The sequence below is a fragment of the Shewanella livingstonensis genome (genome assembly GCF_003855395.1).
Classification (GTDB): domain Bacteria; phylum Pseudomonadota; class Gammaproteobacteria; order Enterobacterales; family Shewanellaceae; genus Shewanella; species Shewanella livingstonensis.
In genome coordinates this window covers 1364542-1380923 of the sequence record NZ_CP034015.1, presented here as the reverse complement: position 1 = coordinate 1380923, position 16382 = coordinate 1364542, and the positions used below count along the sequence as shown (strand labels likewise).

14 protein-coding genes are annotated in these 16382 nt (G+C 42.4%); 5 read left to right on the top strand and 9 right to left on the bottom strand.

Annotation, left to right across the window (positions count from 1 at the left end):
• The first annotated feature begins 634 nt into the window (after positions 1-634).
• Positions 635-973, top strand: a complete 339-nt coding sequence (locus EGC82_RS05975; RefSeq protein WP_059746565.1) for a hypothetical protein — start codon at positions 635-637, stop codon at positions 971-973.
• 515 nt (positions 974-1488) lie between these two features.
• Here the strand turns inward: EGC82_RS05975 and EGC82_RS05970 are convergent.
• Together EGC82_RS05970 and EGC82_RS05965 are read right to left on the bottom strand one after the other, a co-directional pair.
• Positions 1489-2775 (bottom strand): acetyl-CoA hydrolase/transferase family protein, encoded by a 1287-nt coding sequence (locus EGC82_RS05970; RefSeq protein ID WP_124729951.1) that lies wholly within the window; start codon positions 2773-2775, stop codon positions 1489-1491.
• A 352-nt stretch (positions 2776-3127) separates the two neighbouring features.
• Entirely contained in the window at positions 3128-3757 is a 630-nt protein-coding gene (locus EGC82_RS05965; RefSeq protein WP_059746567.1) for a YitT family protein, read from the bottom strand.
• A gap of 1308 nt (positions 3758-5065) precedes the next feature.
• Between EGC82_RS05965 and EGC82_RS05960 the strand changes: the two genes are divergently transcribed.
• The 3 genes from EGC82_RS05960 to EGC82_RS05950 are packed head-to-tail and all read left to right on the top strand — an operon-like array spanning position 5066 to position 9758.
• Complete coding sequence (locus tag EGC82_RS05960) at positions 5066-7939, top strand: xanthine dehydrogenase family protein molybdopterin-binding subunit (protein ID WP_124729950.1); 2874 nt, start codon at positions 5066-5068, stop codon at positions 7937-7939.
• Positions 7936-8472, top strand: a complete 537-nt coding sequence (locus EGC82_RS05955) for a (2Fe-2S)-binding protein (RefSeq protein ID WP_124729949.1) — start codon at positions 7936-7938, stop codon at positions 8470-8472. The genes EGC82_RS05960 and EGC82_RS05955 overlap by 4 nt, the downstream gene beginning before the upstream one ends.
• Positions 8469-9758 (top strand): cytochrome c, encoded by a 1290-nt coding sequence (locus tag EGC82_RS05950; protein WP_124729948.1) that lies wholly within the window; start codon positions 8469-8471, stop codon positions 9756-9758. Before EGC82_RS05955 ends, EGC82_RS05950 begins: the two co-directional genes overlap by 4 nt.
• 131 nt (positions 9759-9889) lie before the next feature.
• Here EGC82_RS05950 and EGC82_RS05945 read toward each other — a convergent pair whose 3' ends face one another.
• Positions 9890-10357 carry a hypothetical protein gene (locus EGC82_RS05945; protein WP_124729947.1) on the bottom strand — a complete coding sequence of 156 codons (468 nt, stop codon included), beginning with the start codon at positions 10355-10357 and terminating at the stop codon, positions 9890-9892.
• A gap of 441 nt (positions 10358-10798) precedes the next feature.
• Complete coding sequence (locus EGC82_RS05935; RefSeq protein ID WP_124729946.1) at positions 10799-11149, bottom strand: HopJ type III effector protein; 351 nt, start codon at positions 11147-11149, stop codon at positions 10799-10801.
• Between the two features lie 69 nt (positions 11150-11218).
• Between EGC82_RS05935 and EGC82_RS21225 the strand changes: the two genes are divergently transcribed.
• Positions 11219-11386, top strand: a complete 168-nt coding sequence (locus EGC82_RS21225) for a hypothetical protein (RefSeq protein WP_164839097.1) — start codon at positions 11219-11221, stop codon at positions 11384-11386.
• A gap of 190 nt (positions 11387-11576) precedes the next feature.
• Here the strand turns inward: EGC82_RS21225 and EGC82_RS05930 are convergent, their stop codons facing one another.
• From EGC82_RS05930 to pbpG, 5 genes are all read right to left on the bottom strand, one after another.
• Positions 11577-12053, bottom strand: coding sequence for a hypothetical protein (locus EGC82_RS05930; RefSeq protein ID WP_124729945.1), 477 nt, complete (start codon positions 12051-12053; stop codon positions 11577-11579).
• A gap of 232 nt (positions 12054-12285) precedes the next feature.
• Positions 12286-13578 (bottom strand): MFS transporter, encoded by a 1293-nt coding sequence (locus EGC82_RS05925; protein WP_124729944.1) that lies wholly within the window; start codon positions 13576-13578, stop codon positions 12286-12288.
• 118 nt (positions 13579-13696) lie between these two features.
• Positions 13697-14326: an FMN-binding negative transcriptional regulator gene (locus EGC82_RS05920; RefSeq protein WP_124729943.1), complete on the bottom strand. Its 630-nt coding sequence runs from the start codon at positions 14324-14326 to the stop codon at positions 13697-13699.
• A gap of 89 nt (positions 14327-14415) precedes the next feature.
• Positions 14416-15060, bottom strand: coding sequence for a cupin domain-containing protein (locus EGC82_RS05915; RefSeq protein WP_124729942.1), 645 nt, complete (start codon positions 15058-15060; stop codon positions 14416-14418).
• A gap of 171 nt (positions 15061-15231) precedes the next feature.
• On the bottom strand, positions 15232-16080 hold the full coding sequence (gene pbpG, locus EGC82_RS05910; RefSeq protein WP_341867784.1) for a D-alanyl-D-alanine endopeptidase: 849 nt from the start codon (positions 16078-16080) through the stop codon (positions 15232-15234).
• Positions 16081-16382: the final 302 nt, after the last annotated feature.

Below are 16382 nucleotides of genomic sequence, written 5' to 3'. Positions count from 1 at the left end.
CGGATATAGCATAACAACATGTAGAATTAAGGCAATTGGTGTAACCAATGTTTTAACTCACTAACTTATTTTTTGTCTCTCTGTAGCATTACTAAAATTTGGTCAATAGTTGCGTCCCAGAGTTGGCCTAAAGTCACGCTACTAAATCATTTTGGGGCATAAACGTGTCTGATATACTGACTTTAAAAGGGACAAATTCAACTCTGAACTTGAGGCCGTTGAAGAAAATGACGTGAGCTGGCCATGGACGGCCAGCTAGCTTTAGAGGGGAAGGGACGCCCCATCTGAAGCGTTAGCATTTTCGAATAAGTCCGAGGAAAACTCAGATGAAGTTAAAAGCTCGATAATTTTCCGTCGCAATTTTTTCGCTGCTGTTGTTTGGTTAAAAAGCGAAAATTTTGCCGGAACGCTGAGGGTTTGCAAAGGGGTACAAGCGCTTTACCCCTTTGATCTGGTGTGGGTGAAGCGCCACGACGTTAATGGCCGCGGGCCATATTTGAAACTCACTTTGGGGCAAAGACGTGTTTCAAGGTGGCCTAGTGAATGACCGTAAATTGCACCGAATTACTAAATCTCTACTACGTTCTGCCCTGATAATGTTAAAATCTCCGCATCAGAATTACCGAGAAACTCAATGTTTATCCATCATGTTAACGGCATCGACTGGCTAGTGATCACAGCTTTTGAAGAACTGAAAACTATGTTTATCGAAGAAGCCGGTACGATACCCTCTTGCTTCTCTACCGCCAGCGAATTGAACCTGATTGATCAAGCCAAGCGCACTTATAGATATTTGCCTACTCTCAGCGGCGTAATCACCGATATCGGCACATATCAAAGACAGGGTAACGAAGAAGATTTGACCCCACAGCTTGCCTGCTTAGTTGAGGGGCGTGGTCGAGTATTTATCTATCACGGCGGCTTTGTAGCTTTTGTGGATGACGAGCAAACCTTTATTACCCGAATAGACTGAAAATTATTCAGTAAGTTGAAATCGGCGAATTGGCATCCCTAGCAAGGAATCGGGCAAAAATGAGCTAGTCACTGCTTTAAAATGTCTAAATTCAACTCTGAACTTGAGGACGTTGAAGACTCTTTATAAAAGAATGCGTGAGCCTGACAGGACCTCAGGCTAGCTTTCACGGTACAGGTCGTTCCTTGGCATCCTGCCATCACGACATTCGTGAATCCATTCACATCAGATGTACCATCGGAAGCGTTAGCATTTTCACTCTTTATTAATAAGATGGGCTGAAGCTGTCTACAAATAAAGTCAAAAGCTGGATTACTTTCCGTCGCAATTTTTTCGCAGCTGTTGTTTTATAAAAAGCGAAAATGTTGCCGGAACGGCAGGGGCCAATTCTTTTATAAACAGTAAAGAGGGAACAGCCGTTGGTTTCCTCTTGCTCTGGTGTGGGCGAAGCGCCACGACTTTAGTGGCCGCAGGCCATAAACAAAAAATTGACTCAAACTGTCCAACCACAGTATTTAAACCTTTAGTCGCCACATCTCAAAAGCCTCTTGGCAAAGCTGGTCTCTAAATTTAGGATGGGCAATATCAATAAGCGCTCGGGCTCGCTCGCGCAACGATTTGCCGCGTAGATAAGCGGTTCCATACTCTGTGACAATATAGTGTACATGCGCACGGGTGGTTACCACACCAGCACCTGGCGACAAGACTGTGGCAATCCGAGACACTGTGCCATTAGCCGCAGTACTGGGCAATGCGATGACAGATCGGCCGCCTTCAGAAAGGCCTGCGCCGCGGATAAAGTCCATCTGCCCGCCTACACCTGAGTATATTTGCGTGCCCAGTGAATCAGCACACACCTGCCCTGAAATATCGACCTGTAACGCGGAGTTTATTGACATTACATTCGGATTTTTACGAATAATCGCAGTGTCATTAACCTGCTCAATATCCATGAATATCACCGAAGGATTGTCATCAACAAAGTCATAAAGTCGTTGGCTACCCAATGCAAAGCCTGTCACCGTCTTGCCGGGATGGACTTTCTTACGACTATTATTGATCACGCCAAGCTCGACCAAATTAAGCACGCCATCAGAAAATAGCTCAGTGTGAACGCCCAAATCTTTATGTTCGGTTAAGCACGCCAATACAGCATCTGGAATGGCGCCAATGCCCATTTGTAAGCAAGCGCCATCAAGTACTAATTTGGCCACATTCTGGCCGATAGCCAAGCTTATCGCATCGCTTGGGGCGAATAGATGTTGTGGTAAAGGCATGCTCTGTTCATACACAGCTGCGAACTTATTGTAATGAATAAAACCGTCACCATGGGTGCGAGGCATCATGGGATTAATGTGAGCAATAATTTTACCCGCCATTTGACAGGCCGCTAACGTTGCCTCAACCGATATACCTAACGAACAGATACCATGTTTATCTGGTGGGGAAACTTGAACGATAGCAGTGTCGATATGCTGTTCGCCGGAACGAAACAACTTGGGCACCTCAGAGAGGAAAATTGGCACATAATCGGCATCACCTTGTTGCAACAGCGAGCGCGTGGGTGTGCCAGCAAAGAAACAACGATGGCGTAGATGATCCTTTAAACTGGGAGCACTTAACGACTCTGCACCCTCGGTATGCAACTGCAATAATGTTAAACCATGCTTTGTTAACGCATGTTGGGCTAACGCGTCTAACAATAATGTTGGGGTTGCCCCCATGGAATGAGTCCACAGGGTTTCACCACTTTCAATTAAGGACACGGCCTCTAATGCACTGCTACAAATAATTGGTTTCATTAATATTACTCAAGGTAATTAAGCTATTTGTAGTGTAAGTGGTAAATTAGCATGTTAATAGTGTTGTTGTTTGTAACATTGATCTAACACAAAAGAGTGCAGTAATTGAGACATTGCAGGGCAAGATTTTATTTGAGAGGGGCCATTATTCTAGGTTATCTAACGAGTGTATTGAGTCCCATCAATCCCCCCGCTATATCTTGTTATTTTTGATATTAATGTGGCGAAGAAAATATTGTCGCAACAATTGGGATGCTTCGGATACTATGGGCAGCAGCACTATGTCAATTCAAACTGCGTTAGTTCAACAACACAGGCTAACAATATATAAAATAGGCAAATACAGCCCTATTTATGCGGCAACGCTAACTTTTTTAGTTTCGACATAAGCTTGGTAACGACCGGGTTTATGATTAACCGCAATTAACACATTTAGCATAGCCGCGCCCATAACCGACAATAACACCACTTCAAAAGGAAACATCAACAGCGAAGAGCTTAAAATGATGGTATCGACCAATAAACCAAAATTACCTGCACGGATTGAGTACTTGTTTTGCAAGTACAGCGCTAAAATACCTAAGCCCCCTAAACTCGACTTATGCCTGAACATAATCAACATTCCGACGCCAATCAGCATACCACCAACGGTGGCGGCAAATAATGGATGCACATTGTCTATATGAATAAACATCGGCATGTAATCAGTCATTACCGAGATGAGTGACACCGAAATGAAGGTGTTGATGGTGAAACGCTTAGAGAGCTTAGTCCAAGCGATGTAGTAAAAAGGCACATTAACTAAGAAAAATAACATCCCAAAACTTAACGATGTTAGATGCATTCCCATTATCGCTAAGCCTGCAGTACCGCCAGTAATAAGCTGATTACTGGTATATAGTGTCACGCCTAAAGACACCATTACACCTGCACAAAACAAAGCCATAATGTCTTCGTAAAATCGGTGTGTTGGAAACTGCATGCGATTTTGTATCCTTTAGTTATTTGTTACGTAATGATTGATTTAGGTTAGCAAGGCACTGGCTAAACAGCGGCGTTTAGACACTGCAACTTATCAAGGGCGCGCAGTGTACCGAATCAACTTGGATTAAACAGTTAGCTAAATGAGACAGATGCAGCGTTTTACAGCACAAGTGTTCATTCAGGTTTACGACTTTAGCAACTTAAGTAACAAAGGTGTTTGTTAATTGTTAAAATTAGTTTGGGTTGAGGTCTACGATATGAGCATGATCATACTTATAGGAAATATTGGCATTATATAAACAGAGGTAAAAATTAACCTTGGCAATGATTCTACACAACCTTTAGTGGTAACTCACAGCAGCCTAGTTGCAATATGGTTTGGTTAACATAACCTTAGTAATGGACAGTAATCACTTTTCAAGCTGCCTTTGCCTTTTGCAAAAAAGACATAAATAGTTGTACCAACAAGGCCAAATTAAGTACTGTGGGCACTCAATAACATTGAAGCCATGGAAAATAATTAAATGCAATATTCACTACAATAACCTAAGGATTTTGTAGCCACCATTCCCATCTAAAAGTAGTAAATATGAGTATAATTTCTGGAATATCATTGACCAATACCTCACAATTTGAATAAGTCACATCACACATTAAAGAGAATAAATTTTCGGCGTAATAAAGGTAAAAATAAGACCACTTCGTAATATCGAAAACTCAACTCATCGCTAAGCAGTTAACCTTGATCTTTATTAAACACCAAAAATGACGACACGAGTAAAACAAATTGATAACTTTAGCCTTACAAATCAAACGACTAATTAAAAAATAAAGCAAAAAATCATTATCGAACCCAATTATTTTTTATACTGACTAAAATTAAATAATTAATCTGCATAATAAGCTCAACAAGCTCAATTAAATCATGAATACTTTACTGTCTATGTACTTAATTCAACAATAAAAAATAATAATAACGCTAATAACACACTCAATAGTTGAGCAATGGTCATTATGACGATGCTAAAACTAAGCAACATTATTTTTATCATTAACTCGACCGCTAAAATGACTTATTCGCAGATTAAATCATCAAAAAGCTGAATTACTCAACCATGCTGTATGTACTAGAAAAGTCCTGTAACAATCGACAATATGCATCTTTATATCAATATGTTACCGTGGTGGGTGCTAATTTAGATTCTACGCAATTAAAATTAGTTATTACAATCAAGTAAATGAGTCTAAATCGGGCGACGACTAACATGACGTCTGATTTTCCCCTTAAGAGAAACTGAGGTGAGATATGGATATATCAAATGCGTCGCGCCGGAGCTTTATAAAACAATGTGTCATTGGTGGGGTCGCTGTATATTCAGCGCCTTTATTGTGGGAAATGGGTCGCGCCAATGCGTCGATCATCTCGCCTGAGCTGGCAGCACAATGGCAAACACAGGCTAAAGGCCAATCTAAACCTAAATTTCGCAACGACGGTATCGCTAAAGTCACTGGCCAAAAAGTCTATGGCCGAGATTACCGTGCAATGGACATGGCTGGCTGGCCAAAACAGCAAGGCTACGCCTTTATTTTACGCGCAGCCGATGCATCGCATATTTATCAAGGATTTTCCCTTGACCACCTTCCAGCTTCAGCTAAACCATATAAAGTCATTACCGCGGCAGATCTAGCACGCGATAAGGTAAAACTACCTGAGTTTTACGGCGACAACATGTTGTTGCCTGAAGGGCAAACTGCCGCTTATCTGGGCCACGCCGTAGCCATATTATTATTCGACAGTTTCCCCGCGTTTAAACAAGCAAAGTCATTATTACAATTTGATAATGCGCTACTACGTTATGGTGAGAAAACCCCTTTTGTATCTGACACTAAAGACCCTTATGCCAGCTGGCGTCTTATTCGGGTAGAAGGTGAAAATGGTGCTCGTGAAGATGTTTATAGCCCGTTGCACGATGGGTTATTTTTTCCCAACATTAAGAACCATCAACCAGAATGGTCTGGCGATCCGAGTGCCAAAGGTACTGTGTCAGAACGCGGTCTTTTTTATGCAGGCGAAATAGAAAAACAAATTGAAAGTGCAAAAGAAAGCCAACAATGGCAAGTATTAGAGCGCGAGTACCGCACTCAAATTATCGACCCGATGATGATGGAACCTGAAGCCTTTAATGGCTGGTTTGATGCCAGTAGCCAAACGTTCCATACGGTTATTACCTCGCAATCTCCACAAGATTTTCAAGAGATGGCAGTGCACATGCTGTCGTCTGGTCCATTAGCAGAAAAAGTTAAAAACCTCGTGGTACATTCGCCTTATATCGGCGGCGGTTTTGGCGCTAAAGATCATTCAATATTCCCGTATTATGGCGTGCTAGCCACTATTTATGCTAACGGTCCCGTACGTTTAGCTAACGACCGCTTTGAGCAATTTCAATCAGGTCTTAAGCGTCATCCTTTCATCATGAAGAGTCGTTTAGCGGTAGATAAAGCCACCTTGAAAATTCAAGCGTTAACCTCACAGATGACTGTTGATGGCGGTGGCCGCGTTAACTTCAGTCCGTCGGTCACCTCCGTTGGCGCAACGGCAATGCAAAGTATTTACTACACGCCGCGCAACGATATTATTGCCACCTCTTACGCGTCGCGTAATCCAGATGCGGGCTCGATGCGCGGTTACGGTACATTGCAATCGATGACTGCAATGGAAGGCATGATCCACGAGATAGCCGCTGAGTTAAATGTTGATCCGTTTAAGCTACGCGCCACTAACGTGATGGAGTCAGGACAGCGTAATACCCAAGGCGCTATCCCTAATGGCACCCTACGCTACCGTGAAATGCTCGACATGGCTGAACAAGCCCCTGTATGGCAAAACCGAGCTGCTACAAAGGCTAATTATGAAGCTAAAAATCCAGGCATGCGTTACGGCGTAGGCTTTGGTATGGCGACCAAAGATTATGGTACTGGTGCTGCTGCACCAAGTGCGGCAATTAGATTAGCCAAAGACGGTAAAATAACCTTAGAAATTGGCTTTATCGAAATGGGGACTGGCACGCAAACGTCTCAAGCGGTTGTGGTTAGTGAGTCATTAGGTAATTTTGCCCACGAAGTAAAACTGGCTGAAATAGATATTTGGGATGCAATGCAATTGGTGCAGACCGATAATCCATACATTATTTCCCAGCAACGCCAAGATGAAATGGCCGCCAACCCACGCTGGACACCCGTTAAAGCCATGGCATCATCGGCATCTATGTCGGCGTATTATCAAAGCCATGTCACTCGTATTGCCGCCGATATTATTTATCGTCACGGACTTTGGCCTGCTGCGGTGTCGATTTGGAACGAGTTGTATTTCAACACACCAATGGGCGCAACCAATCTCAATGATTCTCGTGATGGTCGTTGGACTGATGGCAAGCTAACTGCCATGGGCTTCCCACCGCTTTCAATCGACATTCTCGCCAAGCGTGCTCACGATTTAGGTTTAGTGGTTGGCGTAATGGGCCATGCCTTTAACCGTTGGGCTTGGGCTGAAGCTGATTTTGAAATTTTCGGCACCAAAGAGCGCATTGCCCTAGATGCATTAGCGCTGCAATACGGCGAAGGTGACAAATATCATGGTAGCGCAGATCGTAAAGCCCGCATGAGCTCAAACGGCTATCACTTAATTGATCGTCAAGCCATGAACTATCCAAAGGCTGAGCTTAATAATGCCATGGTGACTTACTATGCTCCGTGTGCAACCTTAGTTGAAATTGCCGTGAATGAAGGTAATGGCGAAGTCAGCTTGCTCAGTTCTCACACGTGGTTAGAAGCCGGTAAAGTGATTGTGAATGAGTTAGTTGAAGGCCAAATACAAGGCGGTCTTGCGATGGGGATTGGTCATGCTTTGCATGAAGAATTACCGCCATTTGAAGCCGGTGCCGGTAATGGCACTTGGAATATCAACCGTTATAAGGTGCCGCTAGCACGACACGTTGGGGTTTGGAGCCAGCAACATACTATTTTACCGCAGTTGTCTGAAACGGATCCGAGCCGCGGCATTGCCGAGGTGGTCATGATACCTGTGGTTTCTGCGCTAGTTGAAGCCGTTTATCAAGCTACCGCAGTGCGTTTTTACGAATTACCAATGACAGCGAAAAAAATCAAGGAGGCCATGGCATGAGCCAGTCAATTAAGTTAACTATCAACAACCAAGCTATTGGCCCGATTGACGTCGGCGATGGCACCATGATGATTGAATTTTTGCATGAGTATTTAAACCTCACTGGCACTAAGTTTGGTTGCGGTGCTGGGGTGTGTCATGCCTGTACTGTCATCGTAGATGACGAACAAGGCATGAGTGAAGTCGTCCGTACTTGCATCAACGGTGTTGAGCGTTTCAACGGTAAACGTATCCGTACGGTTGAAGGCCATGCTAAGCAAAACGCTCAGGGCGAAATCACTGCTCTAAGCCCTGTACAGCAAACCTTTTTGGAACATTTCTCGTTTCAATGTGGTTGGTGTACCTCGGGTTTTGTCAATGAATCGACCGCATTAATTGAGCGACTAGAGCGTAAACCTATTGCCAAAGATCAAGTAGAACGCGTGATTGAAGATGCCTTAGGCGAACATGTCTGCCGTTGTACTGGTTATGTAAAATACTATGCTGGGATGAAAGATTTAATCCTCAAGACAAAGGGGTTAACCCTGTCATGAAACCATTATACCAATATCACTTAAGCCGTTTAGTAAAGGCGCGAATAAAGCTCAGCCAAAATCTATTACTGATTTTGGGTTTAAGTTTAGGCTTGGGTTTATTCGCCTGTTCCAGCAACGCGGCTGATGAGGTTAGTACTAACAGTAGCGACTTCGAACGCGGTGCTTATTTAATGAAAATTGGCGACTGTGTGGCCTGCCATACTGCAGTAGGTGGACGAGAGTTAACCGGTGGACTGCCATTTGAAACCCCGTTTGGGGCGGTATATTCAACCAATATCACCTCAGATAAAGATACCGGAATTGGCAAATACAGTTATGACGAGTTTTTTGATGCTATGCATCATGGCGTCGGCGTTAACGGTAATTTGTATCCTGCCATGCCCTACACCTCTTACAGCCTGTTATCGGATCAAGATACCAAAGCGATATATGCTTATTTGATGAGCACTAAACCCATCAAGCAAGCCAATCTCGACAATGATGTCTCTTTTCCTTTTAACGTGCGCTTTGGCCTGAAGGCGTGGAACTTAATCGCCCATGATGCTGAAAAGTTTGCACCGAAAAAAGACAAAAGTGAGCCTTGGAACCGAGGTAATTACTTAGTCAATGCGCTAGGTCATTGCGGTGAATGCCATACTCCTCGAGACAGCTTATTTGCCATGGAGCAAGATAAGCATTTTCAAGGCGCTATTATCGAAGGTTTAGAGGCATCAGATATTACTCCTGCTGAACTTAACCGACAAAACTGGACTCATGATGATTTAAAGTCTTTGTTTACTGAAGGTTATTCTCGCAAAGGTACGGTATTTGGTGGCATGTATCCTGTGGTTTACCACAGTTTTAGCCACTTAACTGATGCCGACATGCATGCGGTAAGCAGTTATCTGCTTGATACTGACGAAACCGTTGCAGCTAAAGCGCTGACCTTTAATGGCCACCAGCGTGAATTACCCGGATACAACCTATACATGGGTTATTGCGCTGGTTGTCATAGTCAAAATGGTGAAGGTCGACCTAATGTTGCTCCAGCAATGGCGGGGAACGCCACATTAGATAAGGCTAGCCCACACAATGTTGTCGCGGTTATGCTTAAAGGCATAAAAAGCCAACACTACAACACCACCACCAGCTTTTATGCCATGCCAGGTTATGCCGAGAAGTTGAGTGATGAACAACTTAAAGACTTAACCAATTATCTGCGCGTCACCTGGAGTAATCAGCCAGGCGATGTAGATGTGGATACCATTCATGATTTAAAAGAAGTGATATTCGAACATGATTAAGCGTTTAAATCATATGTTTTGAATGATGTGTAAAATCTGTGATTAAGCAAAAGCCGACCCTTGGTCGGCTTTTTCGTTTCGCTAATGATTAATGGTAAAACTAACGCCATAACAAGGTTTACCCAACGCGGTTACAACACATCGTTAAGGTCTTGTATTGCATCAATCACCATGCCTGTACCAATGCTAATCAACAACAAATCAGTACCCACACGGACAATCTTTTGTCCTTCTGGCGTACGACCTAGCTGAACAGTAAGCGCTGATGGTACCTCGTAGTAAACAACATCAGCTGGCAGTGAGTAACCTTTTCGCCATTGTTTAGCACTGCCCGGTGGTTGACAGCCATTATTCTTTTTGGCTAATCCTGGTGGGCAATGCTTAGCATCACGGGTGGTATTATAGTAATTAATAATAATCACCTGGCGATCATTACTAAAATAAGTTTGGTAAGTTTCTTCATGATCCTTATGATGTTTTTTGTCATGTTGTTCAGATTTGTGCTTACCGTTATTGTCGTGGTCTTTAGCAAAACTATGGCTTGTCGAAAACACCATTAAAGAACTTAACATAATAAGAGGTAGTATATGACGATTCATAAAATGGATTCCTTTGCGATTAAATAGGCGCTAGTCATAATGCTTAACCAGCGATAATGCCTGACCGTTAAAAAAACCAAATAACATTATTGATACTATTACTATGGATGCAAGATAGTCGTATTTAAAACTATTGTCGATATTAATCGATGCTAGGGCCTGTTGATCTTTGCTGGTTGAATTTTGTTCGAGTTAAAAACGTTTTAATCGAGGCGAATGGATTGATGCCTAGTCATCTAAGCAAAATGCATTCAACAAAGAGTAAAACGTTTTTAGCCGAACCCTTCGGGCAGCGTTTGTTGGCCATTTTTACTGTGTTATCGACTTTTTATGTAGAATAACTACACCTCAAAGTCTCTGCCTTGTACAAATGGCCAACAATTCGCTGCAAAAATAACCTTGAAAGATCAACAGGCCCTAGTGCTTTGGTATGATGATTAATTACTTCAGTGCTAATGCCAATTGCGAAAATAAAACCCCATCCCAACCGTATAATGAAAACTGACGAATATTTTGATGATCAGATCCCTGTGGTGCAGCCAGAACATCTCGATAATGCTGGCCAAACATCGCCAAGGTTTGCTCCATAGATAATTGATGAATTTGCCCAAATGCCAATATTTTACAAGAACCAGAGTTTTGCCCTGCCTCGTTAAGCTGATCACCATTTTTAAATGCACTTGGACTAAAATCATAATGGCTATCAATCAATACCATAGACTCTTCGAAACGCACTGAGTCAGCTTGTTCAGCTAAAGATAATATAAACTGACTGATCGGTGTTAAAGCCATAAAGTACGCCTGCCCTTCGTTAACCTCTGATCGGGTTAATATAGATAAAATGATAGATACACGAATAATATGACTACAGACAATATCAAAACAGCTGCCGTTACTACAGTGAAAAAGACTAACGATAGCGATGACAGCGGAATAAATGAAGTGAGAGTGATAGTTGGTACTAATAGTGTGGTACTAGTATTGGTATTGGTATTGGTATTGGTATTGGTATTGGTATTGGCAGGATAGTAATACCAACAGCTAGCTCAATGTGCATTGAACTAGCTGCAAGCTATTACGTTAACGCTGGAGGATCTTAATTTTTTGCAGCTAATTGTTAACCATTTGTACAAGGCAGAGACTTTGATGTGTAGTTATTCTACATAAAAAGTCGATAACGCAGTAAAAAGGGTCAACAAACGCTGCTCGCAGGGTTCGATTAAAAAGCACCATTAAGATCATCAAGTGCATCGAGAACCATTCCGGTGCCGACACTGATTAACAGCAAATCGGTACCCACACGGACAATCTTCTGACTTCTTGATGAGAGCCCTAACTGAACAGTAAGCGCTGGAGGCACATCATAATAAACAACCTCTGCGGGCAAATATTGGCCTTTCTGCCATTGCTTTGCATATCCAGGAGCGTAGCAGGCATTATGCTTCTTTTTTAGTCCTGGTGGACAATGCTTAGTATCACGCGTTGTAACGTAGTAATTTTTAATAATAACTTGGCGATCATTACTAAAATAATTTTGATAGATTACTTCGTCATCATGATCATGCTTATGCTTTTTTTCATGTTTTTCAGATTTATGTTTGTGACTATTACCGTGTGAGTCATCTTTAGCGACGCTATGGCCGCTAAACACCATTAACATACTGACAATAATGAGGGAGACTATTTGACGATTCATATAATTGGTTCCTTTGCGATTAAATAGGCGCTTGTAATTATGCTTAACAAGCGATGTGCCTTACCGTTAAAAAAGACCAAATACTATTATTGATAGGGTTGTAATTTTGTCAATCTAGCCCCATTCAATGTTGTTGTCGAGATTAACTTATTAAACCTGCGCTCGCATTTTAACAAGTCGCCAACAACGCATTGTAATTAAAGTAGATTAACGACTACTACACATCATTAATCTATTTTAATGCAGCAAAATCAGGTCTCGGTAGCTTATCTAACATGCTGTATAAATAAATCACCACCAGCGATAAAGCAGCCCCAATGATAAACAACCAATAGCCGCCTAAGTGGTCTAAAATAATCCCGCCGCCCAGAGGGGCAAAAGCAAAACCCAAGTCATAAAATGAAGCCGCGCCAAAATAGGCCCCGCGCAGATGTTTAGGTGCTAAGCGATCAATATGTACATTCATCGTGGGGAATAAAATGGTTTCCGCTAGGCTCATAATAACAACCGCTCCTATCCAGCCCCAAAAGAAATCAATCGGGTTATAGGCTAACCACACTTGTGAGAACACCAGCAGCATTAGTCCAAACTGGATCCGATGGATTAAGCTATAACCCGCCATCAATCTCAATAATAAAAACTGGGTCGAGATAATCACCAATGCATTGGTAAAAATCATTGCTGAAATCAGTGTCAGTAAATTTGGCGCATTTGCTCGGGTAAGATATTGAATAAGCGAACTGTCCATTTGCGCATAAATGAACATGCACAAAATGTTAGCAAAAATAAGCCCTTGTAGGAGCTTGTCTTGCCATAAAATAGACATTATTTGTTGTCTACTTAACGCCGCTGGCTTACGTTTAATTGCAGCGGTTGCATCACCCATAACCGGAATAAGCCCATCAGCGGCAGGTTCGGTTGCTAAAGAAGCCGTTTGCCGAGCTTGGTGCCTAAAACCCCAAAATAATAATCCCAGTAATACCGCAAACGCGGCTGCGGTGATGTAAAAACTCGACTGTTTACCGGTTAAGCCTAACCATATGCCTAGCATGGGCCCTACAGCACAGCCCACGTTAACGATGAAATACAAAGACTGCATCGCCAATTCGCGGGTTTTAGGATCGTCAATAATGTCGCCGATAGTGGCCGACGTCAGTGGTCGCCATATTGCTGTTGCCATAGAGCACAGCGTCATGACCACCACATAACCTTTGACAGAGTCGACTTGTGCCAGCAATGAAAACGAGATGATATAAAGCACACCGGTAAAGTACATTAACTTGTGGCGGCCAATGCGGTCGGATAATGAACTACCAATAAAACTGGTAAATACCGATATAATCGCTGCACTCGACAGCACTAAACCCACTTCGGTGGCGCTTAAGGCAAACTTTTCATACAAGATGACCGCCAAAAATGGCCACACCATGTAAAAACTGCCGCGGGTAATAAATGAGCCAAACAGCAAAATCCACATCAACCGTGGAAACTGTTTAAATCGTGCTATCGATACATCGCTGTGCACTGTTCATCCTTAAAGAGTGAAGAGAAATAACCTGATGTGATGGTTAAAAAAATATTGCCCATTAATTTAATGACCAATAAATAGAGTTCATCGTATCGGTGATGGTGCTATTGAACCACTATTGATTACCTAATCCGATGTTGTGACGCACCATATAGTCTAATAGCTGTTTTTCATCGGTTCGAGTTGACTGTGATAGTCCTTGAGCAACACCTTGCTGATCGCGTTGATGACGATGTTGCCCAAGTTTTTGTTTACCTTGTAATTCATCAATGACAATCTTAAAGCCAACAATGCCCTTGGCTAATTTATCCTGGTAGCCCTGTGGTATAAAACCACCATTGTCTAATAATGAAGGTTCATATTGTTCAATGGTAGATTCCAGCACTTGCACTGTGGTTGCATCATCGAGTAATTCAAGACGTCCTTTGGCATGCACAACACTGTAATTCCAAGTTGGTACCGCAGGTTGCGAGTCGTACCAAGTGGGTGAAATATACGCATGTGGCCCATTAAAAATGCATAACACTGTCGCGCCTTCAGCCTGTTTCCAGTGCGGATTAGTTCTAGCAAAATGACCATACAAGGTGCCATGCTGGCCCTCTAAAGGCGCAAGCAATAGTGGTAAGTGGGAGCAATCTAAATCATCAGTAATCACCGCGGCAAAACCATACTGCTGAATAAACTGATGAATAAACTGATGAATAAACAGTTGTGCGCTCATATCCCACTTGTCAGGTACGTGCATCGTCATTCCTTTATAAAACCTTAAATTAATTAAGCCTTTATAATAAACTTATTGACTAAACACAATATTTTTAGCGCATTATAGTCGGCTTACAGATGACCGACTTTAACTAAAATAACCGTGTCTTGTTCTACATACGGGTTGTGCTGACTTAAATGCGGGCTGCGGATCCAAGTTCCTGCAGGATAGCGACCAAGTTCATCGATAAACTCTCCGCTAATGACATAGATTTCTTCGCCGCCAAAATGTCGATGTGGTTGAAAATGTGTCCCCGCAGGCCACTTCACTAATGCAGTCGACTCGGTACCATGTTGATGTAACGGCATAACTTGCAACCGACCATGACCCGGCAACCATTGTGTTTCATTGGTATTAATGGCCACTTGTTGTGAGTCTGTAGGTTGAAATTGGTGCAGCTTTACCAACAACGTACAACCTTCTACGCTAAACGGCGCATGGACAAAACCTTCAGGATTACGCAAATAGGTCCCTGCAGGATAGTCACCGGTTTCATCAGAAAACACCCCGTCGAGCACTAAAATTTCTTCACCTAATGGGTGAGGATGTGCATTAAACTTAGCGCCTGCTTCATACTTAACAACACTGGTCGCATGGCCACGTTCAGCTTCTTCACGCGCTAGACGTTTACGCACGACCCCAGCAGCGGGGCTATTTTGCCATTCAATGTCGGCAGTGTTTATCACCACTCGTTGGTTAAGATCCATGTTTAACATATTGCTACCTTACAACCGTTTAATTGCCACTATTGTAAGGCTTTAACAATCGATAAAACAGCAGGTACTTTATGGTACCTATGGATGTGAATAAGCCAACATCAAAAGTAAATTGACAAAAAAAGCCCATTCAATAAAAGTGAATGGGCGTTAATTGTGGTCATTCAGCAGTTAAATACTGTTATTCAGCATCGCTTGGCGTTGTTTTTTATAGGCTTTAGCCGATGCAGGGATTGGTGTTGTACGCCCAGTCTCTAGCCAGTTCTTTAATCGGTTGGCATCAGCCATGTGGGTGTATTTACCAAATGAGTCCAGTACCACAAATGCCACTTTACGCTTGTTCATTTCAGTTAACATCACTAAACAATGGCCCGCTTTATTGGTAAAGCCCGTTTTGGTTAATGCAATATTCCAATTGTTTTTAAATACCAGTTTATTAGTGTTTTGAAAATCTAAGGCATAACGTGGTGATTCAAAGTTAACGTGCTTTTTAGTAGTCGAGCTCAGCTTGCCTAATAACGGATATGTTTGGCTGGCTTTAAGCAATAATATGAGATCGTTAGCGCTAGATACATTGTCAGGAGACAAGCCTGTTGGTTCAACATAACGAGTTTGGCTCATGCCCAGAGCGGTCGCTTTGTCGTTCATTGCACGCACAAAAGCCTTAAACCCACCTGGATAATTATGTGCAAGTGAGGTCGCTGCACGATTTTCTGACGACATTAATGTTAATAACAACATGGTTTCACGAGTCACCACGCTGCCTAAACGCACACGTGAATAAATATTGCGCATCACAGGTGAGTCAGTAATTTTTACGGAGATTTTTTCATCTAATGCAAGCTTGGCATCCAATGTCACCATGGCCGCCATTAACTTGGTCACTGACGCTATAGGCACAGGTTGATTTGGATTACTTGAATATAAAACTTCATTGGTGGTTAAGTCGACCAACATAGCACTACCGGAGGCTAACTCTTGCTGAGGTTTGTTTTGCACGGCTTGTGCCGCAAAAGACATTGGGCTGCTCAACGAAGTTGAACATAATAAGGCACAGGCAAACAAGAAACGAAATTTCATTAGTATCACTTGAAAAATAAACCTAATAATTTGACTGAGTATACGATAAAGGATTAGGCGGACAATAGATAAATAATCACTTTTAGTTAGTTTTTAGTGGATCATTATCATAGATCAAACCAAAAACATTAGTAACGGCTAATATTTGTTCGTTTTGATTACCACTATCATCGCCTTGCATTGAATTCATCATTATCCATCGTATTCGTTAATGTATGCGTCTGGCACCAATACCGCTTTTT

Bases quoted from the DNA above. Each gene is read 5' to 3' on its own strand.
- EGC82_RS05975 (WP_059746565.1), top strand. From the start codon at position 635: ATGTTTATCCATCATGTTAACGGCATCGACTGGCTAGTGATCACAGCT.
- EGC82_RS05970 (WP_124729951.1), bottom strand. From the start codon at position 2,775: ATGAAACCAATTATTTGTAGCAGTGCATTAGAGGCCGTGTCCTTAATT.
- EGC82_RS05965 (WP_059746567.1), bottom strand. From the start codon at position 3,757: ATGCAGTTTCCAACACACCGATTTTACGAAGACATTATGGCTTTGTTT.
- EGC82_RS05960 (WP_124729950.1), top strand. From the start codon at position 5,066: ATGGATATATCAAATGCGTCGCGCCGGAGCTTTATAAAACAATGTGTC.
- EGC82_RS05955 (WP_124729949.1), top strand. From the start codon at position 7,936: ATGAGCCAGTCAATTAAGTTAACTATCAACAACCAAGCTATTGGCCCG.
- EGC82_RS05950 (WP_124729948.1), top strand. From the start codon at position 8,469: ATGAAACCATTATACCAATATCACTTAAGCCGTTTAGTAAAGGCGCGA.
- EGC82_RS05945 (WP_124729947.1), bottom strand. From the start codon at position 10,357: ATGAATCGTCATATACTACCTCTTATTATGTTAAGTTCTTTAATGGTG.
- EGC82_RS05935 (WP_124729946.1), bottom strand. From the start codon at position 11,149: ATGGCTTTAACACCGATCAGTCAGTTTATATTATCTTTAGCTGAACAA.
- EGC82_RS21225 (WP_164839097.1), top strand. From the start codon at position 11,219: ATGACTACAGACAATATCAAAACAGCTGCCGTTACTACAGTGAAAAAG.
- EGC82_RS05930 (WP_124729945.1), bottom strand. From the start codon at position 12,053: ATGAATCGTCAAATAGTCTCCCTCATTATTGTCAGTATGTTAATGGTG.
- EGC82_RS05920 (WP_124729943.1), bottom strand. From the start codon at position 14,326: ATGCACGTACCTGACAAGTGGGATATGAGCGCACAACTGTTTATTCAT.
- EGC82_RS05915 (WP_124729942.1), bottom strand. From the start codon at position 15,060: ATGTTAAACATGGATCTTAACCAACGAGTGGTGATAAACACTGCCGAC.
- pbpG (WP_341867784.1), bottom strand. From the start codon at position 16,080: ATGTCTTTTGCGGCACAAGCCGTGCAAAACAAACCTCAGCAAGAGTTA.